The 20,330-nt window shown below is 71.8% G+C and carries 21 protein-coding genes; 4 read left to right on the forward strand and 17 right to left on the reverse strand.

Annotated elements, in window-relative coordinates; all coding sequences use genetic code 11:
* Positions 1 to 105 precede the first annotated feature (105 nt).
* The 3 genes from VFW71_02905 (at position 106) to VFW71_02915 (ending at position 1,625) form a co-directional block, all read left to right on the forward strand.
* Positions 106 to 1,035 carry a Rieske 2Fe-2S domain-containing protein gene (locus VFW71_02905; GenBank protein HEU5001714.1) on the forward strand — a complete coding sequence of 310 codons (930 nt, stop codon included), beginning with the start codon at positions 106 to 108 and terminating at the stop codon, positions 1,033 to 1,035.
* Positions 1,036 to 1,150: 115 nt separating this feature from the next.
* A complete protein-coding gene (locus VFW71_02910) occupies positions 1,151 to 1,354 on the forward strand; it encodes a hypothetical protein (protein ID HEU5001715.1) in 204 nt (67 codons plus the stop codon).
* A 67-nt stretch (positions 1,355 to 1,421) separates the two neighbouring features.
* A complete protein-coding gene (locus VFW71_02915) occupies positions 1,422 to 1,625 on the forward strand; it encodes a hypothetical protein (protein HEU5001716.1) in 204 nt (67 codons plus the stop codon).
* 110 nt (positions 1,626 to 1,735) lie between these two features.
* Here VFW71_02915 and VFW71_02920 read toward each other — a convergent pair whose 3' ends face one another.
* The 10 genes from VFW71_02920 to VFW71_02965 form a co-directional block, all read right to left on the reverse strand.
* Positions 1,736 to 2,350 (reverse strand): hypothetical protein, encoded by a 615-nt coding sequence (locus VFW71_02920; protein HEU5001717.1) that lies wholly within the window; start codon positions 2,348 to 2,350, stop codon positions 1,736 to 1,738.
* A gap of 8 nt (positions 2,351 to 2,358) precedes the next feature.
* Entirely contained in the window at positions 2,359 to 3,648 is a 1,290-nt protein-coding gene (locus VFW71_02925; protein ID HEU5001718.1) for a prephenate dehydrogenase/arogenate dehydrogenase family protein, read from the reverse strand.
* Entirely contained in the window at positions 3,645 to 4,007 is a 363-nt protein-coding gene (gene aroH / locus VFW71_02930; protein HEU5001719.1) for a chorismate mutase, read from the reverse strand. The genes VFW71_02925 and aroH overlap by 4 nt, the downstream gene beginning before the upstream one ends.
* 45 nt (positions 4,008 to 4,052) lie before the next feature.
* On the reverse strand, positions 4,053 to 4,832 hold the full coding sequence (locus VFW71_02935) for a pseudouridine synthase (GenBank protein ID HEU5001720.1): 780 nt from the start codon (positions 4,830 to 4,832) through the stop codon (positions 4,053 to 4,055).
* Complete coding sequence (scpB, locus tag VFW71_02940) at positions 4,832 to 5,404, reverse strand: SMC-Scp complex subunit ScpB (protein ID HEU5001721.1); 573 nt, start codon at positions 5,402 to 5,404, stop codon at positions 4,832 to 4,834. Before scpB ends, VFW71_02935 begins: the two co-directional genes overlap by 1 nt.
* On the reverse strand, positions 5,401 to 6,180 hold the full coding sequence (locus VFW71_02945) for a segregation/condensation protein A (protein ID HEU5001722.1): 780 nt from the start codon (positions 6,178 to 6,180) through the stop codon (positions 5,401 to 5,403). Before VFW71_02945 ends, scpB begins: the two co-directional genes overlap by 4 nt.
* The gene (gene trpS, locus VFW71_02950) at positions 6,177 to 7,223 is read right to left on the reverse strand and encodes a tryptophan--tRNA ligase (GenBank protein ID HEU5001723.1); all 1,047 of its coding nucleotides are present in this window, start codon (positions 7,221 to 7,223) and stop codon (positions 6,177 to 6,179) included. The genes VFW71_02945 and trpS overlap by 4 nt, the downstream gene beginning before the upstream one ends.
* Before the next feature lie 97 nt (positions 7,224 to 7,320).
* On the reverse strand, positions 7,321 to 9,810 hold the full coding sequence (locus tag VFW71_02955; GenBank protein ID HEU5001724.1) for an FtsX-like permease family protein: 2,490 nt from the start codon (positions 9,808 to 9,810) through the stop codon (positions 7,321 to 7,323).
* A gap of 18 nt (positions 9,811 to 9,828) precedes the next feature.
* Complete coding sequence (locus VFW71_02960; protein ID HEU5001725.1) at positions 9,829 to 11,556, reverse strand: hypothetical protein; 1,728 nt, start codon at positions 11,554 to 11,556, stop codon at positions 9,829 to 9,831.
* Complete coding sequence (locus VFW71_02965) at positions 11,540 to 12,055, reverse strand: sigma-70 family RNA polymerase sigma factor (GenBank protein HEU5001726.1); 516 nt, start codon at positions 12,053 to 12,055, stop codon at positions 11,540 to 11,542. The genes VFW71_02960 and VFW71_02965 overlap by 17 nt, the downstream gene beginning before the upstream one ends.
* A 120-nt stretch (positions 12,056 to 12,175) precedes the next feature.
* On the opposite strand from VFW71_02965, the gene VFW71_02970 reads away from it, so the two are divergent.
* Positions 12,176 to 12,832, forward strand: coding sequence for a site-2 protease family protein (locus VFW71_02970; protein HEU5001727.1), 657 nt, complete (start codon positions 12,176 to 12,178; stop codon positions 12,830 to 12,832).
* A gap of 1,002 nt (positions 12,833 to 13,834) precedes the next feature.
* Here the strand turns inward: VFW71_02970 and VFW71_02975 are convergent.
* The 7 genes from VFW71_02975 to VFW71_03005 all read right to left on the reverse strand — a co-directional run bounded on the left by VFW71_02975 (position 13,835) and on the right by VFW71_03005 (position 20,294).
* Positions 13,835 to 14,860 carry a ParA family protein gene (locus VFW71_02975; protein HEU5001728.1) on the reverse strand — a complete coding sequence of 342 codons (1,026 nt, stop codon included), beginning with the start codon at positions 14,858 to 14,860 and terminating at the stop codon, positions 13,835 to 13,837.
* 122 nt (positions 14,861 to 14,982) lie between these two features.
* Entirely contained in the window at positions 14,983 to 15,330 is a 348-nt protein-coding gene (locus VFW71_02980; protein HEU5001729.1) for a TraR/DksA C4-type zinc finger protein, read from the reverse strand.
* Positions 15,331 to 15,439: 109 nt separating this feature from the next.
* The gene (gene ald / locus VFW71_02985) at positions 15,440 to 16,588 is read right to left on the reverse strand and encodes an alanine dehydrogenase (GenBank protein HEU5001730.1); all 1,149 of its coding nucleotides are present in this window, start codon (positions 16,586 to 16,588) and stop codon (positions 15,440 to 15,442) included.
* The gene (locus VFW71_02990) at positions 16,585 to 17,121 is read right to left on the reverse strand and encodes an NUDIX hydrolase (GenBank protein HEU5001731.1); all 537 of its coding nucleotides are present in this window, start codon (positions 17,119 to 17,121) and stop codon (positions 16,585 to 16,587) included. Before VFW71_02990 ends, ald begins: the two co-directional genes overlap by 4 nt.
* Before the next feature lie 49 nt (positions 17,122 to 17,170).
* A complete protein-coding gene (locus VFW71_02995; protein HEU5001732.1) occupies positions 17,171 to 18,958 on the reverse strand; it encodes a CTP synthase in 1,788 nt (595 codons plus the stop codon).
* Positions 18,959 to 19,083: 125 nt separating this feature from the next.
* Positions 19,084 to 19,440: a VOC family protein gene (locus tag VFW71_03000; protein HEU5001733.1), complete on the reverse strand. Its 357-nt coding sequence runs from the start codon at positions 19,438 to 19,440 to the stop codon at positions 19,084 to 19,086.
* A gap of 5 nt (positions 19,441 to 19,445) precedes the next feature.
* On the reverse strand, positions 19,446 to 20,294 hold the full coding sequence (locus tag VFW71_03005; GenBank protein ID HEU5001734.1) for a hypothetical protein: 849 nt from the start codon (positions 20,292 to 20,294) through the stop codon (positions 19,446 to 19,448).
* Between the last annotated feature and the right edge of the window lie 36 nt (positions 20,295 to 20,330).

The following is a 20,330-nucleotide window of genomic DNA, read 5'->3' on the forward strand; positions in this document are numbered from 1 at the left end:
CCGAAGGGAATTGTTGTGCTTGCGAGACGGACCAGAACCCTTCTACTATTAGTAGAGATTAGCAGATCCCTGCTGGTCATCACCGACATGAAGGAGGCCGCGGGCATGGGCGTCACGGAGAACGAGAGCGGCGCCAGCGCCGACAGCCACCAGATCACCCACGAGACCCCGGGGGCGCTGGGCGCCGGGCTGGCGGCGGCGGCCGAGGGCATCATCCGCACCCTCGAGGCCTCACCGGAGTTCGCCAAACTGGGCCAGCAGGTGGCCGGCATCGTGGGCAAGTTCCTGCCCCCGGGCAGCATGAAGGACCTGGTGAGCGGCACCTGGATGGGCCACCCCGCCCACCCGATGCTGACCGACATCCCGATCGGGGCATGGACCAGCGCCCTGTTCCTCGATTTCATGGGCAAGGACGGAGCCGACACCCTCATCGGGCTCGGCATCCTCGCCGCCCTCCCCACGGCGGTCACCGGGCTCTCCGAGCTCGCCGACTTCGGGACCGACCCCGACTTCGCCGTCGGTGCCGCCCACGCCCTGGCCAACATGGCCGCCCTCGGCCTGTTCAGTACCTCCTGGCTGGCCCGGAAGGCAGGCAGCCGCAGCCTCGGCTTCATGCTCTCGCTCGCCGCCACCGGGCTGATGACCGGGGCCGGGTTCCTGGGTGGGCACCTGTCGTTCCGGCGGGGCATCGGCGTCAACCACACCGCGTACGAGTGGGGCGTGGACGACTGGACCCCCGTCCTGGCGGACGCCGACCTCCCGCTCGCCTCGCCCACGCTGGTGAACGCCGGGGGTACCGATGTCATGCTCCTCCGCCGGGTGGACGGCATCTGCGCCCTCTCCGACCGCTGCACGCATGCCGGAGGCCCGCTGCACGAGGGCTCCCTCGATGGCGACCGGATCATCTGCCCCTGGCACGCCAGTGCCTTCCACGTGCAGGACGGGAGTGTCGCCCGGGGCCCGGCCACGGCGCCCCAGCCCGCCTACGACACCCGGGTGCGGGAGGGCCAGATCGAGGTGCGCTCCCGAAAATAGGTGATGCCGAGTTTCTAAAAACAGGCTATACTGGATTTAGAAGCGCCTGGCGTCGAGCGGTACCGCAGGTCCGGACTGCGGGCAAACGCAAGCTCAGCACGTAGGAGGCATCGCCATGTCCATGATCCAAGGTGGCCAGTTGCAGTTGCCCAGCCGCATCCGCACCGTGTCCAGTTCCGGCCGAGCCAACTCGACCCAGCCCCCGCTGCCCTACCTGGGGGCCGTGGGCACCATCCCGCTCTCGGTGCCCGCCGGAGCCATCCGTCACCACCCCAGCGCCGGCCAGGTCCGTGCCGGCTCGGCGTCGGGCGACCACTGATGCATCCCGAGCTCCGGGCCCGCCGGTCGACCGGCGGGCCCGCGGGCCCGTCCCGCCGGGGAATGCGGTGAGTGCCTTCGAGCCCCTCGGGGCGACGATGGTCACCCGCCTCCCACGCCGGTCCCGGCGCTACCCGGTGGGACGCACCTGCGCAGTCTCCGGCTGCAGCACCCAGCTGTCGGCGTACAACGCGGGCACGATGTGCTATCTCCACTCGCCCGCCACGGCTCCCCGCTTGCGGGGGCGGCCCGACCAGCTCCGCTCCGCCTGAAGGCACGTGCCGCCCGCCCGGGTGGCACGTGGGCGTATGGCCGCAGCCGCAGGCCAGGACCACGGGAGCGCTCTCCGGGCGCACCGGTGTGCCCGGGCCGGGCCGACGAGTCAGCCGAGCCCGGCGTCCCCCGGCTGCAGCACGAAGGCAAAGCGGCAGGCGAAGTAGGGCCGCAGGAGCCCCCGGGCGGTCAGGTCGATCGGGTCCGCCCGGCGCTCCAGGCGGGCGATCAGCCCCGGGCGCACCACATGGACCGGATCCGAGGCCAGGTGCGGGTCCTCGGCGAAGAAGATCTGCGTGGTCAGCCGGCGGAAACCGTCGTGCGAGATGCGGAAGTGCAGGTGGGCGGGGCGGAGGGCGAAGGAGCCCGGTGGCTCCTCGTAGGCACCCGGGACCACACTCGAGAACTCGAACGCTCCCCCCTCCCCCGCCCGCAGCCGGCCGCGCAGGTTGTACGCCGGCTGGCGGGCGTCGAACAGGGAGGAAAACTCGCCGCCGGTCTGCGCCCCGGGCGCGTAACGGCCGGCCGCGCTGGCGTGCCAGATATCGACCAGGGCCCCGGGCAGCGGCGCCCCGGCCGTGGACGACACCGACCCGGAGAAGACCAGCACCGCCCCCCGCTCGCCCGGCCGGCGCACCAGGCTGTAGGGCGCCTCGAGCATCGGGGCGTCCGGGCGGTAGAACGGTCCCTCGATCGTCTCCTCGGTGGGCGGCAGCGCAGCCATCGGACGGTCTATCCCCCCCACACCGTGCCCGGCACCACGGAGGCGTCAAACCCCCGTTTCCCCAGGGCGGTCTGGGCTGCCCGGGCGGCGGCCTCGCCGTTGACGGCGAGGTGGATCGTCCCCCGCCCGCCGCTCGGTGAATGCACGATGGTCAGGTCTTCGATGTTGACCCCGGCTTCCCCCACCGTGGTGGCGACCTGGGCGATGGCGCCCGGGCGGTCGGGCACCGCGACCAGCACGGCCATGAGGGCCCGGGTCGTCACCCCGGGCTTCTCGGGCATGCTCGCCCGGCCCTCCCGCGCACCGGCGAGCGTCTCCCGCAGCCCGGGCCAGTCCTCGGCGGCGATGAGGCCCGCAGTGGTCTCCAGGGCCGCCCGGAAGCGCCCCAGTACACCGAGCACCGCCTCCCGGTTGCCCCGGATGATGTCCAGCCACAGCTCGGGCGAGCTGGCGGCCACCCGGGTCATGTCCCGGAATCCGCCTGCCGTGATGAGCGGGAGACCCCCTTCGGACGCCGAGATGTCGGCGGCGAAGCCCATCAAGGTGCTGGAGAGGAGTTGCGGCAGGTGGCTGGTGAGGGCCACCAGGTCGTCGTGGCGTCCGGGATCCATCGACAGGACATGCACACCCAGGCCGCCCAGGAACCGGATCAGGCGCCCGTAGGCCACCGGATCGGTGTCGGGCGTCGGGGTCAGGAACCAGTAGGCGCCCCGGTAGAGGTCCGCATCGGCGCTGTCGATACCCTCCTTCTCGGACCCGGCCAACGGATGGCCGCCGATGAACGCCGTCCCCGAGGGCACACAGGGGCCGACCGACGCGACGATCTGCGCCTTGGCGCTGCCCAGGTCGGTCACGATCGTGCCCGGAGCCAGGTGCCCCGCCAGGGCGGCGTAGGCCCCGGGGATGGCGCTCACCGGGGCGGCGATCACCACGACGCTCGCCTGCTCGACGGCCGCGCCCGGCGTGGCCGCCACCTCGCTCACCGCTCCCCGCTCCAGCGCCCGCCGCCTGACGCCGGCGTCCGGGTCGTAGCCGACCACCGAGCGCACGTGACCGGCTGCCCGGGCGGCGAGGCCCAGCGACCCGCCCATCAACCCCAGCCCGACGATAGCCAGCGTCTCCCTGGTGGGTCTTATTTCCGGCGCTCCGCCTGGGGCTCCGGTTTCTGCTGGCGCTCCGCCTGGGGCTCCGCTGTCTTCCGGCGCTCCGCCTGGGGCTCCGGTTTCTGCTGGCGCTCCGCCTGGGGCTCCGGTTTCTGCTGGCGCTCCGCCTGGGGCTCCGCTGTCTCCGGGGTTCATTCGGGGAGGTCGTCGCGCAGCGCCCGGGCCTCGCCCAGGTAGACGTGGCGGATCTCCCCCGCCGGCCGGGCGCTGTAGGCGTGCAGCAGCACGCGGATGCACCGGGGCATGGCGCCCTCGATGTCCAGCTCCCGGGCGCAGAGCAGCGGCACGTCCGAGACCCCCATCGAGCGGGCGGCGACCGCCGGGAACTCGGAGCGCAGGTCCGGGGTGGCGGTGAAGATGATGCTGACCAGGTCCTCCCGGGGGAGGTCGTTGCGCCGCAACATTTCCTCCAGCAGTGTCCGGGTGGCCGCCACCACCTCCTCCTTGGTGTCCGAAGGCACCGTGGTGGCGCCGCGGAATCCCCGCAGGCGCATCCCCCGCTCCTCACCCATCGGCGCCCTCCAGATCCCCAGCCCGGCTCATAGGTCCACCGCACGATAGAGGGCCTCGACCTCGGCCCGGGTGAGGCGCCGGTAGGACCCCGGCGCCAGGCGCTCCAGGCGCAGGGGGCCAAACCCGGTGCGCACCAGCCGCACCGCCGGGCAGCCGACGGCGGCCAGCATCAGGCGCACCACGTGCTTGCGGCCCTCGTGGACCTGGATCTCCATCAGGCTGCGGGGTGGCCCGCTCTCCCGGCGCAGGAGGGCATCGACCACCCGGGCGGCGTCGGCCCGGGCCGTGCGCCCCTGCCCGATGTCGACCCCCTCCTCGGTCAGCCGCCGGATGACCGCCCGCCCGGGCTGCCCGGTGACCTCCGCCAGGTAGGTGCGGGGCACCTCGAAGCTGGGATGCGTGAGGCGGTGCGCCAGCTGGCCGTCGTTGGTCAGGATCAGGAGCCCCTCGGTGGCCGCGTCGAGGCGCCCCACCGGCACCACCCGCTCGGCCTCCCCCAGCAGGTCGAGGACCGTCGTGCGCCCCTCCGGGTCACGGGCGGTGGTGACCACCCCGGCGGGCTTGTTGATGAGGAAGTAGTGCCGCCCGGGATCGACGGCCACCCGCCTGCCCTCCACCTCGATCACCGCGGCCGACGGGTCCACCCGTTGCCCCAGCACCGCCACCCGGCCATCGACGGCGACCAGCCCGCGCCGGATCAGCTCCTCCGACCTCCGCCGGGAGGCGACCCCCGCCTCGGCCAGCAGCTTCTGGAGCCGGATCCCGGTGGGCGCCGCCGGGGGGTCCTTGCGGGCAGGGTGCACCATCAGACGCCCGGCCCCAGGCCGGCCTCCATGCGCTCGACGTCGTCCATCGTCGGCAGGAACCCGGTGAGCGGCGGGAGGTCGGAAAGTGCCATCAGGCCGAAGCGCTCCAGGAAGGCGGGGGTGGTGCCATACAGGATGGCGCTGCCCGGGCCCGGGTCCCGCCCCACCTCCGCCACGAGGCCCCGGGTGACGAGCGTGCGCAGCGCCGAGTCGGACGACACCCCCCGGATCTCGGCGATCTGCGCCCGGGAGGCGGGCTGGCGGTAGGCGATCACCGCCAGGGTCTCCAGCGCCGCCTGGGTCAGCCGGGGTGCCTGGCTCTCGGTGACGAAGCGTTCCAGGAAGGGGTGCGCCGCCGGGTGGGTGGCCAGCCGGTACCCCCCGCCCACCCGGCGCAGGATGAACCCGCGCCCCTCGGACTCCAGCTGCTCGCCGATGCTGGCCAACAGGGTCTCGACCCGCTCCGTGGGCAGCTCCAGCACGAGGGCGAGCTCGGCGGCGGGGATGGGCTCCTCGGCGACGAACAGGATCGCCTCGATGGCCCGGACGACCTCGAGGTCGGCGCCGCTCACTCGCCCAGCCCTGCGGCGCGCGGCTCGGGGCCGGTGCGGGGCTGGCGCCAGCGCACGGTGATGCCCTCGAAGGGCGCGGTCTGCTCCACCTCGACGAAGCTCTGCCGGGCCAGCTCCAGGAGGGCCAGGAACCGCACCACCACGTCGATGCGGGTGGCCCCGGATCCGCACAGCTCGCGGAAGGAGGCCGCATGCCGGCGCTGGAGCTCGTCGGCCAGCAGCTCGATCATCTCGGCCAGGCTGACCCGGATCGGGGCGATGTAGGAGACGTCCACCGGCACGCCGCCTGCCGTGGACGCCGGCCGGGGGGTGAACGCCGCCGATGCCGCCCGCAGGAAGTCCTCGAAGGTGACGCCCGCCAGGGGATCCGGCTCCACCCGCTGGACCTCCTCGGGGATGCCCCCCGCCCGGGACAGGTAGCCGGCGTTGGCGTCGCCCACCCGGGCGAGGGCCTCGGCGGCGGCCTTGAAGGTGGCGTACTCCACCAGTCGCTGCAGGAGGCGGTCCCGCTCCTCCAGCAGGGCGGCCATCTCCGGGTCAGCCTCGTCCCGGGGCAGCAGCTTGGCGGACTTCAGCTCCAGGAGGGTGGCGGCCAGCACGAGGAAGCTGGTGGCGGCCTCCAGGTCCAAGGTTCCCAGGCCGGTCACCGCCCGCAGGTAATCGTCCGTGATGGTGCCGATCGACACCTTGCCCACGTCGACGCGGTCCCGGGAGACCAGCTGCAGCAGCAGGTCGAGGGGGCCCTCGAACACGTCCAGGTGGACCGGAAAGCTCATCGCCGGCTGAGCGCCCCCGGCCGCAGGCCGACCTTGGCGCGCACCACCTGGAGGGTCTCGGCGGCCACGGCCCGGGCCCGGTGGGCACCGCCGTCCAGCAGCCGGTCGAGCTCGCCCGGGTCGGCCATCAACTCGCCGTACCGCTGCTGGAACGGCGTCAGGACCGCCACGATCGCCTCGGTGGTGCGGGTCTTGAGCGCGGCGTAGCCCTGGCCGTCGAAGCTGGCCTCCAGCTCGGGGATCGCCGTGCCCGAGAAGCCGGAGAGGATCTCCAGCAGGTTGGACACCGCCGGCTTGTCGGGGCTGTGGCGGATCTCCCGGCCGGAGTCGGTCACCGCCCGGGCGAGCTTCGCCTTCACCGTCTCGGGCGGATCGAGCATGCCGATGGCGCTGCCCGGCCGCTCGCTGCTCTTGCTCATCTTCTGGGTGGGGTCGTCGAGCGCCATGATGCGGGCGCCCTGGCGGCCGATGACGGGCTCAGGAACGGGGAAGGTCTCGCCAAAACGGTTGTTGAAGCGCTCGGCAAGGTCCCGCATCAGCTCGAGGTGCTGGCGCTGGTCCTCCCCGACCGGCACCTGGTGTGCCCGGTAGGTCAGGACATCGGCTGCCATGAGCACGGGATACAGGAAGATGCCCGCCCCCGTGCCGGCCTGGTCGTCCCCCCGCCCCTTCTCCTTGTACTGGGTCATGCGCCCCAGCTCGCCCATCTTGGCGAGGCAGGTGAGGATCCACATGAGCTCCGCGTGCTCCGCCACGTCCGACTGCACGAACAGCACGGACTTGGCGGGGTCGATGCCGGTGGCCAGCAGCGTGGCGGCCGTCCGCCGGACTCCCTCCCTGAGTGCGGCCGGGTCCCAGGGCAGGGTCAGGGCATGGAGGTCGACGACGCAATAGAAGAGCATGGGCGGGGCGCCAGAGCCCAACTCACCGCCGGAGGCGTGCAGGTCGTCCTGCAGATCCACCCAGCGCCGGAACGCGCCGAGGTAGTTGCCGATATGGGGGCCTTCGCCGGTGGGCTGGACCCCGGAGAAGACGCGGGCCATGCCCGCATACTACGGGGGCCCTCCGGGAGCCGGGCGGAGGATCCGCGCCCCGTGGCCCGCGCGGGCTGCAGCCCGGGCGTGCCGCAGGGAGGAGCCGCTATTCGGCCTGCAGGGCGGCCCCGGGCCGGATCCGGCGGGCGGCCAGGGCGGCGGGCACGGCGACCAGGTTGGCCACCACCACGGCAGCCGGCAGGAGCCCGGCCACCAGCACCAGGGGCACCGAGGGCCGGACCACCACCCCCAGCCCGCCGGCTACCACCGACCAGGCCCACCGGCCGAGGGCCACGCCCAGCGGGATCCCCACGATGCTCGCCACCAGGGCGGTCGTCGTCGCCTGCCAGGAGACCAGCCACGACACCTGCCGGGGCACCATCCCGAGCGTGCGCAGCATGGCGAGCTCCCGCCGGCGCCGCCGGACAGCGCTGAGCACCAGGTGCAGCGTCGTCGCCAGCGCGATCAGGCCCAGCAGGCCGGCGAGGATCTCGGGCACCGAACGGACCTGGGCGAAGTTGGCCACGTCGGCGGGCTGCGCCGCCGGGTAGACGTTGGCTGACGTGGTCACCGCGTCCTGCAGCGTGGCCAGCTTCCGGGCGGCATCCACCCCGGGGCGGAAGCGCACGAAGATGTCGGAGGGCGGCGGGACGGGGCCGAAGTCGGGCCCGGCGAACGAGAGGGCGTAATCGACAAAGCCGGGAGCCAGGACGGCGCCCTTGCCCAGGCCTTCGTTGTCGCCCACCGAGGGGAGGATGGCAACCCCCACGATGCGCACCGGCACCGGAGGGATCGGGGCATTCTCGATCTCGAGGCTGACCCGGTCGCCCACCTGCAGATGGACCTGGCGGAGGGTGGTGGCACCGATCGCCACCTCGTCCCGCGCCCGGGGCAGGCGCCCGGACAGCACGACCGGCTGGATCGAGCCGGACACGGCTTCCTGGCGCTGCCCGCCGAAGGTCTGCCCGCCGATCCCGAGTGCCAGCTGGGTGTCTCCCACGGTGACCGCGGCGATCTCGGGGTCCCCCTCGAGGAGAGGCAGGATCGGGCGCGCGTCACTGATGGGGCCGTTGGCCACCGCCATGATGTGGGCGTCGAAGTTGGCGCCGTACAGGGCGGGGTTCGCCAGCAGATGGTTGAGGCTGCCGCCGTAGGTGAGGGCGGCGGCGATGGCCCCCACTGCGATCCCGATCGAGGTCAGCGTGGTCCGCACCGGCACCGCGGTCGGCCCCCGCCCGGGGGTGAGGGCCATCCGGATCCCCGTCCCGGCCACCAGGGGCAAGCCGCCGAAGGGGATCCGGCCGGCGAGGCTGCCGGCGGCGGTCTGCCCCCGCCCGCGGGCGGCCCGGCGGAACCCCAGGGCCAGCGTCAAGGCCGCCAGACCCAGCACCACAACCGGGACGCCCAGAGCGCCGAGGCCCAAGGCAACGGCATCGAGCGCGAAGCCCGGGTGCGGCTCCGCGATGCGGGCGGTGCCGATGGGCAGCAGCGGAGAGGCCGCTGCCGCCAGGATCACCGCCGCGGCGGCGCCGACCGCGGCGGCCAGCACCATACGGACCAGCCCGGCGGCCACCAGCTGCCCCGAGGTCATGCCCAGCGCCCTCCGGATCTCGGCGGCGCCGGCTTCCAGGGCTGCCTCCCGCGCCAGGAGCTGGCCCAGCACCAGGGCGGAGGCCAGGGCCACGAAGCCGGCTACCAACCACAGGGCGTCGGCCTGCAGGCGGAGGGAGCGTTCGGTGTTGATGGCCGACTCCGCCGAGCTCTGGACGAAGAGGCTCTGGACGCCGGGAGTGGGCCCGTTGAGGTGGGTGGCCAGGGTGTTGATGTCGCGCGCCCCGCGGCGCAGCCGGAGGGTGAGGGTGGGGAAGGCCTCCGGGGCAAGCTCCCGGCCCACGGGGGTCGAAAAGAACCCCGGCGACAGGTAGACCCCGTTGATCGAGCTGGAGGCCAGCGGCGGGAATTCCCCCGGGGATGCCTCGACGCCCACCACCGTGAAGGTGACCGGCAGCGGGGCGCCGTCCGGGCCGTCGAAGGGGATGGCGAACCGGCTCCCCACCGACAGGTGGTGGGCGTCGGCCAGGGCAAAGGGCACCACGACACCCTGGGGATCCGAGGCTTTCACGTTGTGCCCGGCCAGGAACTTGAACCGATCGAGGCTGACGCCCATCCGCCCGTCGGTGACGATGGCGGCGGCGTACTCGGGCCCCACTGTCGGAACTCCCTCCACGACGGAGGCGTCCGTCACCTCCGGGAGGGCCACCACGTCGGCCGCGGTTACGGTGGTGCCGCCCAGGTAGAGCCCGGCGTCGCCCGCCCGCTGGGCGATGAGGAAGCGGGGGTAGGCGGTCTCCGTGCGCCGGGCGCCGGCGGCCAGGGCGATCACGGCACCCCCCGCCACGGCGATCACCACCACCAGGGACACCCAGAAGCGCGCCCGGGCAGCCAGATCGGCCCGGGCGACCATGAGCACCGACTTCACTGCGTGGTCCAGGTCTGCACAGCGACCAGATTGTGCCCCGTAGCGGGCGGCAGCGGGAGGGAGCCACCACGAGACCTGGGCGGGTGCCACCACCACCCCCGGGCGTGCGTGGCCCATGGCGGCGTCAAGAGCCCACTAAACGTCACCGCACGGCTGCCCACCCTTGATCTCAATCACGGTCGCCGTCGGGGCGCTGCTGGCGAACTCGATCGCGAGCGTCCCGTAGGTGCCGCGCACCGAGATGGTCCCGCCATGTGCCATCGTGAAGGCGCTGGGCGGGTACAGCGCCTGCGCCTCGCCCAGCTGCATCCCGAGCGTGACGCCGGCTTCGGTCTGGAGGCGCGGCACAGCGGTCCCGGTGGGGGGCGCTGCAGCCCCGAGGCCGGCAAAGCCTCCGGGGTTGTACCGATACCCGTGGAAGGTCCCCCCCTGGAACTCGACCGACAGGTCATGCCACTCGACCTCGGTGGTCCCCGAGCAGGCCCCCGGTTCGGTGCCGGTGGGCGGACCGAAGACCTGGGTCACGGCGTTCACGGTCGCCGCCTGGATCTCGTTCACGCCGACCAGTCCCAGCCCGTCGGGGCCGAGGACCAGGCTAGCAGGGGTGCGCGAGCTGGCCGGGGAGGGCACCGCTGCGGCTGCAGCCTGCTCGAGCACCTTCGGCTGCCCGCCGGGCGCAATAGCGACGATGGCGGATTGCTGGGCAAAGCCGAAGTCGGGATTCGTGTCGGTGTAGATCGTCCCATCCGGCCCCACCGCCAGGCCGGCGGGCAGGAAGTTGGCCACACCGCCCACCGCCGCCGGGCCGAGCACAGCGAAGTCGACCAGGGTCTGCATCCCGGTGGGCGACAGCGTGACCAGCCTCTGCTGGGTGAACGCGACCACGGATCCGTCCGGCCGCTGGGCGAAACCGCCGCTCCCCTTGGGGTAGAAGCCCGTTTCCGCCCCGATGGGGGCGGTCATGACTCCCGCCGGCGTGATCATCAGCAATGTCTTGGTGTTCGACCCGAAGACATAGAGGTCGCCGGCCCGGTCAAAGCCGAGCGCGTGCGGGCCATCCGGCGATGCCTGGCCTGCCGGGCCCCCGAGGCCCACGACGCCGGCCTTGTCCGACCTGCCCGCCACGTCGGTGAGGGTGCCGTCCGCCTCGAGGCGCACCACCTCGTTGTTGCATGGGGCAGCGATGTACAGGCGCCCACCCGGACCGAGCGCGACATCGCTCGGGCCGCCGAGGGGCGCCCCCACAGCCCGGGTGCCGGTGGGGATCAGTGGGCAGCTCCCTGCTGCCCCACCCCCGGCGACGGTGGTGATGATGCCGGCCGGGGAGATCGCCCGCACCCGGTTGTTCTGGACGTCCGCCACGTAGAGAGTGCCGTCGGCTCCGACCGCCATGCCGCCGGGCCCGTTCAGGGCGGCCTGCTGGGCGGGACCTCCGTCGCCCGAGAATCCTGGCCTCCCCGTCCCGGCCAACGGGAGGAACGTGCCGTCGGGCGCGCGCTGGAGGATCTGGTTCTTGGCGGCATCGGCGACGACCAGGTCGCCATTCTCGGCAACCGCCAGGGCTCCGGGGTGGCTGGGGCCGGGTTCTTCCGGCGAAGGAACATTCGAGTGGGCCCCGGGGCTGCTGATGGCCCCCGATGGCTGGGACGGTGGCCCAACCACGTGGACCTGCCTTCGCCCGTTCCCGGGCAGGATCGAGAAGATGCCGGCGGCGATGGCCACCACTGCGATCGCTCCCGCCCCGGCCACCGCCCGCCGCCGGCGGCTCCGCAGCCTCTGGCCCCGCCGCTTCGCTTCGTCCAGAAGCGCCTCCAAGCCGACTCCGGGCAGGCCCTCGGGCGGCTCTTCAGGGCGTCGATGCATCAGGCTCCTCCTTCAGGTAGTCAGGGCCGAGGCTGGAGCGCAGGGCAGCGATCCCCCGGTGGATGTGCACCTTCACTGCACCCGGTGAGACACCTAGGGCATCAGCCACCTCCCGCTCCGGCATATCGACCAGGTAGCGCAACGCCACCGCTTCACGCTGGCGGCGTGGGAGCCGGCGAAGGGCCTCCACCATCAAGCGGCGCACAAGGATCTCGTCTTCCATGGATCGCGCGATCTGCTCCCCGGGGCGCACATTCGGGAGTTCATGGAGCCGCCGGGCCTGGGCGAGCGCCTGCCGGAAGGTAGTCCGCAGCACCCACCCGTCCCGCCAGTGCAGCTTCGAGACCCTGCCCCACCGGGCATACGCTGCCGCGAACGCCTCCAAAGCGGCGTCCTCGGCCCCACCGGAACCGGCAACCCGCCGGGCTACCGCCACCGCCCGAGGAAAGCAGGCCCGGAACCAGGCGTCATACTCGTCATCCTGCGAAATCGGTGACATCGCTCAGTAAAGGCTTGCCGCCCACACTCCGGTTGACACGCCTACCAAACTCCGATGGGTTCGGCCGGCACCCGGCTGTCGCCCAGGGCGTCCCGCCGGGTGCCGCATATGCTTCCGGCCGTGCTCCCGTTCCTCATCGGCCGCGACTACACCGGCTTCATCATCATCGGCGTCGTCCTGGTTGTGGCCATCTGCCTCCACGAGTTCGGGCACGCCGTCGCCGACGACCTCCAGGGGGATCCGACGGCCCGTCTGGCCGGCCGCCTGACCATCGACCCCCGGGCTCACCTCGATCCCTTCGGTGCTCTGATGATCGTCCTCGTCGGCTTCGGCTGGGGAAAGCCGGTCCCCATGTCGCCGAACAGCATGCGGAGCCGGCGCTATGGGGCGGCCTTCGTGGGGATCGCCGGGCCGCTCGTCAACATCATTCTGGCGGTGGCGACCGCACTCCTCGCTCGCGTGCTCAGGATCCCCCTGGTCATCGGGTTTGGGGCAATGCCCGGCTTCAGCCTCGCATCCCAGTTCGCCTCGGCGTTCCTCTATATCAACGTGCTACTCGTCATCTTGAATCTCATCCCGATTCCCCCACTCGACGGGTCTCGGGTTCTAGGGTCGCTCCTCCCGCCCGACAAGCAACGCTTCATCTACTTCATGGATCAGTGGGGCTTCCTCATCCTGCTGATCGCCGCGCTGTTGGTCCTGCCCCACCTTCTCCCCCCCGTCGCCAACAGCGGCGAGCGCTGGCTGCTTAATCTCATCGGCTTCCACGAGGCCTGAGCCCGGCGATGGGTCCACAGCGATTGTCGACAGAGCGATTCGTGGCTTCGCCCCCTTAGGCCAGAGTCGCCATAGGTCATCATCACCGACTCCCCATGGCAACGTACCGCCAAGACAACGAATCTACTGATGGGCTTGCGCACTAGTCCCCGGGTCGTGTAGGGTCGCACGAGCAGCAAGGCATTCCTCCCGGCGACCCACCCATATTCTGGGATACGGGGCCGACCTCAGGGTCAACTGAAGGTTCATTCCCCTGCCTAACTCTCTAGCTGACCGTTAGTTTAGGTGTGGCTCCCAGATCGAGCCAGGGGATTGCCCGGGGCCGACGGCTCTGTGGCAATACAGCCACAAGGCGATATAGCTACTTGACTGGCGGCTCCCGACTTCACCTCCATGTCGCTGAGTTCGTCAGGTGATCCGGCAGCACGTCTCCAAGACCTCAGGGGTCCAGGGCGGCACATACCTTTAGCGGCATGGCGCTGAGCCGACTTGTCTACTCGGAGTTAAGTTCCCGCAGGCGGGCCACAAGTAGGGAGTCGCTGCCCCGGGCCTCGAAATCGTCCAGGATCTCGGTGAGCGCCGCCCGCACGATCCTGCCTCGGTCGGTCCCCAGGCGGTGATCCGCCCGAAGGGCCAGCCGCGCCCGCTCGATCCGCGTCAGCTCCGAAGCGGTGCAGTAGAAGGTGACTTTCTCCTCGTGCCGGGGTCGCTCCGGGCGTGGGCGGCGTCCCCTCTCGGCCGCAGCGGCCGGCTCTGAGACGGGGCTGGGAGCCGGAACGGGTGGAGGGGGCGGGGCTGCCACCACCGGCTCCGGGGCAGGCGTCGCGGCCGCTGGTGTGGGGGCGGGTGCCGGGGCGGCAGGGGGTGCAGGGGCCGGTGCCGCAAGCGGAACTACGTCCGGAGCCTTAGCCACTTGTATTTTTGTCTCCTCGGCTACGTCGGCTTCTGCGGGCTTCGAACTGCGGAAGAGCTCGTCCACGCCAGGGAGGCTTGCCCGACGCGTCACTTCGACATCACCTCCCGTGCCAGGTCTCGGTATTCCTTGGCGCCGCCGGACTTCGGGGCGTACCGAACGATCGGCTCCCCCACCACCGGCGCCTCGGCGAACTTGATGGTCTTATGAATGATCGTCTTGAACAGCTTGTCGCCAAAAGCATCAGTGACCCTGCTGAGGACCTCACGGCCGTGCAACGTTCGACCATCCAGCATGGTTGCGAGTATGCCCTCAATCTGGAGTTGAGGGTTGATTCTTTCCTGAATTTTCCTGATGGTGTCCATGAGCAGGGCCATCCCGCGCAGGGCGAAGTACTCGCACTCGAGCGGGATCAGCACCGCGTCCGCCGCCGTCAGGGCATTGACCGTGAGGAGCCCCAGTGACGGGGGGCAGTCGATGAGGATGTAGTTGTACCGATCCCGCACCGGGGCCAGGCCCCGGCGCAGCGACTGCTCCCGGGCCACCTCGGAAACCAGCATCACCTCGGCGCCCGCCAGGTCGATGTTGGCCGGGATGATGTCCAGCCCGGCGATCCGGGATGGGGCAACCACCTCGTCAAAGGTCACCGTAGCGTCCAGCAGAAGGTTGTAGACAGTCACTTCCAGGCCATTGGGATTCAAGCCGAGGCCTACGGAGAGCGCCCCCTGGGGGTCGAAGTCCACCAGGAGAACCCGGGCGCCCTCCTCGGCGAGGGCGGCTCCCAGGTTGATAGTCGAGGTGGTCTTGCCCACCCCGCCCTTCTGGTTGACCACCGCCAGGATCCGCCCGGTGGGCAGGACCGCCGGGGCGGTCCACTCGATCTCGGCCAGCACGGCATCGTCGACCTCCGCCCCGGGGGGTGGTGGCGTGGCCGGGCCCGGCACGGGTGTGGCGATGGGTGGCACCGGCGTCCGGGCCGGGGCCCGGGAAGGCGCCCGGGTTGGGGCCCGGGCGGGGGCCGGGGCGGGGACGTCCGGGAAGGCGTCGGGCAGGAAGAGCTGCTCGTCTTCCAACGGTGCGCCTCCGGATGCTGGGAACTGGTCGTCCCACTTCATAGGTGTGCCCCTCGTCCACAAGCCTGTTTGTCTACAAGTGGTTTTGGAGGCGCCATCGTAAACGGCCGCAGGCCCCTTGGCAAGGACCTTCGGGCAAAGACGTGAAGAAAGCGGGAAGGAAACTAGCGGCGCTGGGCGCAGCGGATGCAGAGCCGAGCGGTTGGGACCGCCTCCAGACGCTCTGGACCGATGGGGGTCCCACACCGCTCGCACTCGCCGTAGGCACCGCGATCCAACCGACCGAGCGCGGCCTGAACATCCTGCAGGCGTTTCCTGAGACCTTCCACAAACGACAGGACCTTCGCGCGCTCCGAAGTAGCCTGAGCGGCATCAGCGAACCCCTCATCCAGAGAGACCTGGACGGAGCCATCCGGCGCAGCCCCCAGGTCGGCCAGCTCTCGCGAGATGGTCTCACGCTCCGCCTGCAGCTGGGCCCGGGCCGCCACCAGGACCTCCTCGTTCACGGCCACGGCAAACCTCCTTACGCGCCGGGCGGGGTCCCCCAGTGGCATCGGGTGTCCGGCCGTCACCCATGAGGCGTCCCCTCCAGTGGGGGGTCCCCCCAGTATGCGGCGGACCTCAGTGCGAGTCCAGGCTCTCCAGCATCGGCGCCAGCGGGCGGTAGGCCAGCCCGTGCGCCTCGGCCACCGGCCGGCTGACCACCGTGCCGGCGAGCACGTTGACGCCCGGGCCGAGCATCGGCTCCCGGGCAACCGCACCGGCCAAGCCGTGGGCTGCCAGTTCGAGGACGTAGGGCAGGGTGGAGTTGGTGAGGGCGTAGGTGGAGGTGTAGGGCACCGCCCCGGGCATGTTGCCCACGCAGTAGTGCACCACCCTGTCGACCACGTAGGTCGGGTGCGAGTGGGTGGTCATGCGGGAGGTCTCGAAGCAGCCGCCCTGGTCAATGGCGATGTCAACCACCACCGAGCCGGGCTTCATCGCCGCCACCAGCTCCTTGGACACCAGATGCGGGGCAAGGGCGCCGGGGACCAGCACGGCACCGATGACCAGGTCGGCCGCCAGGATGGACTCCTCGATGGTCGTCCGGTTGGACATCAGGGTCAGGATGCGCCCCTTGTGGATCGAGTCGACGTAGCGCAGCCGGTCGATCGAGCGGTCCAGGATGATGACCTCGGCCTCCATGCCCTGGGCGATCCATGCCGCATTGGCCCCGGAGATGCCGCCGCCCAGGACCACGACGCGGGCGGGCTGTACCCCGGACACGCCTCCGAGGAGGACCCCGCGGCCCCCATGCGCCCGCTCCAGCAGGGTGGCCCCCACGTGGGGCGCCATCCGGCCGGCCACCTCGCTCATCGGGGCCAGCAGGGGCAGCCGGCCGTCCGGGGCCTGCACGGTCTCGTAGGCGATCGCCGACATGCCCGAGTCGAGGAGCGCCCGGGTCACGTCCAGGCTGGCCGCCAGGTGCAGGTAGGTGAACAGCATCCGGCGGGCGCCGCCGGGCAGCGGCCCCCCGGAGAGGCGCCCGAACTCAGCCGGGATGGGCTCCTTCACCTTGAGGATGAGCTCGGCGCCCTGCCAGACGTCGTCCACCGTGACGATCTCGGCCCCGGCCGCCCGGTAGGCGTCGTCCGGGATGGCCGACCCGGTGCCGGCGCCGCCCTCGATGAGCACCCGGTGGCCACTGTGGGTCAGCTCCCGGGCACCGGCCGGGGTGAGGGCGACCCGGTACTCGTGGTCCTTGACCTCGGACGGGACGCCGACGATCACTGGCCGGCGCCCTGTGCCACCAGCAGGAGCCCGATCACGGTCTTGGAATCGACGATCGAGCCGTCCCGCAGCGCCGCCAGGGCCTCTGCCATGGCCACCCACTCGATGGCGATCGGCTCGCCGTGGTCGGTCTCCGGCGGTGGGGCGACCCTCCGGAGCGTGCGGGCGACGTAGAGGTGGAAGCGTTCGTCGGTAAAGCCGGGCGAGCTGTAGAAGGCCCCCAGGGGGGCCCACTCGTCGGCCTGGTAGCCGGTCTCCTCCTCCAGCTCCCGCCGGGCGCACAGCTCGGGCGGCTCACCGTCCACGTCGAGCTTCCCCGCCGGGATCTCCAGGAGGTCCCTGCCCACAGCATGGCGGTTCTGGCGCACCAGGAGGACCTCGTCGCCCAGCACCGGCACGACCGCGGCTGCTCCCGGGTGGCGTACGTAGTCCCGGTTCGTGATGTGGCCGTCCGGCAGGCGGATCCGGTCGACGACGACGCTGAAGAAGCCGCCGGTGAACGGCGTGGCCGACTCGACGACCTCGTGGTTCACCGATCCGACAACAGAACGGAGGGCGTCCACGGCCGGAGGTGGCCCCGGATCAGGACCGGGCAGCGTCCGGCTCGGGCAGGACCACCGGGCTTCCCACTGGCTCCCGGTCGGTGCGGACGGCACCGGCCCGGGACCGCGCCCGGGCGGCCGCCGCGGCAATGAATCCCCGGAAGAGCGGGTGCGGGCGGTTGGGCCGGGAGCGGAACTCGGGATGGAACTGGCTCCCCATGAAGAAGGGGTGGTCGGGCAACTCGATCACCTCGGCGAGGCGGCCGTCGGGCGACAGTCCCGAGAAGACCAGGCCCGCCTCCTCGAGCGCCTTGTGGTAGGCCGGGTTCACCTCGTAGCGGTGCCGGTGGCGCTCCCAGATGACCTCGTCGCCATAGAGTCCCAGCGCGCGCTCCCCGGTCAGCTTCGCCGGCCACAGGCCGAGGCGCATGGTCCCGCCCTTGTCGTCGACACGCTCCTGCCCGGGGAGCAGGTCGATCACCGGGTGGGGGGTGGCGGCGTCGAACTCCGAGGAGTTGGCCCCGGCGAGGCCGGCGACGTTGCGGGCGTACTCGATCACCGCGCACTGCAGGCCCAGGCACAGTCCCAGGAAGGGGATGCCCTGCTCCCGGGCGATGCGGATGGCGTCGATCTTGCCTTCGATGCCCCGGATGCCGAACCCACCGGGCACGCAGATGCCATCGAGCGACGCCACCAGGTCGTAGCCCCCGGGCGACAGGTGGCTGGGCGTGATGCCGCTGCGGGAGCGCTCGAGAGCGCTGGTGGGCCCGCTGGCCCCTGCTGGTGCGTTGGCCCCGTTGGCCCCGTTGGCCCCGAACCCGTTCTCGTCAGAGGCCACCCAGACGACCTCCACCTCGGCGTCGGCGGCGTACCCGCCCGCCTTGAGGGCCTCGATCACCGACAGGTAGGCGTCCGGTAGGTCGACGTACTTGCCCACCAGGCCGATGCGCACCGCCGGCTTCGGCTGCTCGATGCGCTCCACGAGCTCCCGCCACTCGGTGAGGTCGGGGGGTGGGGCATCGATGCGCAGGTGGTCCAGGATGAAGGTGTCCAGGCCCTCCTCGTGGAGGACCAGGGGGATCTCGTAGATGTTGGAGGTGTCGGCCGCCGAGGCGATGGCCCGCTCCTCGACATCGCACAGCAGGGCGATCTTGCTCTTCATCGTGCTCGAGATGTGGCGATCGGAGCGCAGGACGATGGCATCGGGCTGGATCCCGATGCTGCGCAGCTCCCGGACCGAGTGCTGGGTGGGCTTGGTCTTCAGCTCGCCGGCCGGCCCGATGTACGGGGCGAGCGTCACGTGCACATAGCAGATGCTGTCCCGGCCCACGCTGATGCGCAGCTGGCGGATGGCCTCCAGGTACGGCAGGCTCTCGATGTCGCCCACGGTGCCGCCCACCTCGGTGATCACCACGTCGGCCGGGGTCGGGGAGTCCTGGCCCACCCGCAGGATGCGGTTCTTGATCTCCTCGGTGATGTGCGGGATGACCTGCACGGTCTGGCCCAGGTAGTCGCCCCGGCGCTCCTTGGCGATCACCGTCTGGTAAATCGCCCCGGTGGTGACGTTGGAGTCCCGGTGCAGGTTCTCGTCGATGAAGCGCTCGTAGTGGCCCAGGTCCAGGTCGGTCTCCCCGCCGTCGTCGGTCACGAAGACCTCGCCGTGCTGGAACGGGCTCATGGTGCCCGGGTCGACGTTGATGTACGGGTCCAGCTTCTGGAGGACCACCGAGAGGCCCCGGGCTTTGAGGAGGCGGCCGAGAGAGGCGGCGGTGAGGCCCTTCCCCAAACTGGAGACGACCCCACCGGTCACGAAGATGTGCTTGGCCACCGGGGGCCAGACTAGCACGCCCGCTCAGGCGGTCCCGGGCTTTGCAGCGAAGTTCATCATCCGTTCATCCGGGGACCTGTGCCCGGTATCCGGGGCCCGGCAGCGGGCGGCGTCAGCCGGCGACGTCAGCGGGCGACGGGGGCCTGGACCAAGCCGAACGGGCTCCCCTCGGAGTCGCGGCACACGGCCCAGCGTTCCCCGGGATGGATGACCGAGCCGCCCAGACCCGGCACCCGGGCCAGCGCACCGGCGAGGTCCGCCACCGCGAAGTAGGGCAGCGACACCCGGTCGCCCGGCCCGGTGCCCCGGGCGTGCAGGCCCAGCTCGGTGCCCCCGACGTGGGTCTGCCAGCCCTCACCCTCGCCCGGGCGGCGGTCGCCGAGGGCGACCTCGAGGAGCCCGGCCCAGAAGGCTCGGGCACGGGCAGGGTCGTCGGCCGGGAACTCCACCAGCGCGATCGGCGGGTCGGTTGGGTGCTCCATGGTGGTCAGCGTACCGTGCCCAGCCGGTCGACCCAGCGCAGCAGCCCGACCCCCTCGATCGCGGAGGAGAACGACCAGCGTTCCGAGGCGAGGGTCAGCACGGCCAGCACGGCCAGCACCACCAGGCGCCCCGGGATGCCGAGGGTGAGCGCCGCCCCGGCGCCCAGCACCGCTCCGAGCAGGTTGGCCCCGGCGTCCCCCAGCATGCCCCGCTCCCGCAGGTCGGGGGCCAGCCACACCGCCGCCGCCCCCGCCACCGGCAGGGACAGCACGACGTAGGCGCTTCCCCAGGAGGTGGCGGCGAGGAGCACCCAGAACGGCAGGAAACTCTTGGTGGCCCGGCCCGGGCGCAGGTCGAGGAGGTTGACGACGTTGGCAGCCAGCGCCACGATCGCCGCATCCAGGAGTGCCGGGCCGAGGTCGTGCTCCCAGAGCGCCGCCGCCACCAGGGCGACCGCCGCCCCGCCCGCCGCCTTGACCGCGCCCCCGGTGAGCTGCCCCTCGCCGAGGGCGCGCAGGTGGCCCTTGAACCCGCGGGCGTGGCCGGCGTCGGCCCGGTCGTCCAGGAGGCCGAGAGCGAAGAACCCGAGGGCGGCGACGACCATCCCGGCGTGGTCGCCCGAGTGCAGCGTGGCCCCCGCCGGCCCGCGCAGGTGGAGCAGGGTGCTGATGCTGAGGGCGGCCTCCCCGGCCAGCAGCGCGGCGAGCAGGACCACCCCACCCACCATCGGCAGCTGGGTGCCGCGGAAGTTGGCCCGCAGCAGCCCGGCCGGGGGTGAGGCAAGCAGGGCGGAGGTGACCGGGGCGGCGGCTCCCACTGCGAGCACCACGAGCGCGACCGCCAACGCCACCATGGAAGCCCACGATACCGGGGGACCTGCCCAGTTCCC

The organism is Actinomycetota bacterium (assembly GCA_035765775.1).
In the GTDB taxonomy this organism is placed as follows: domain Bacteria; phylum Actinomycetota; class CADDZG01; order JAHWKV01; family JAOPZY01; genus DASTWV01.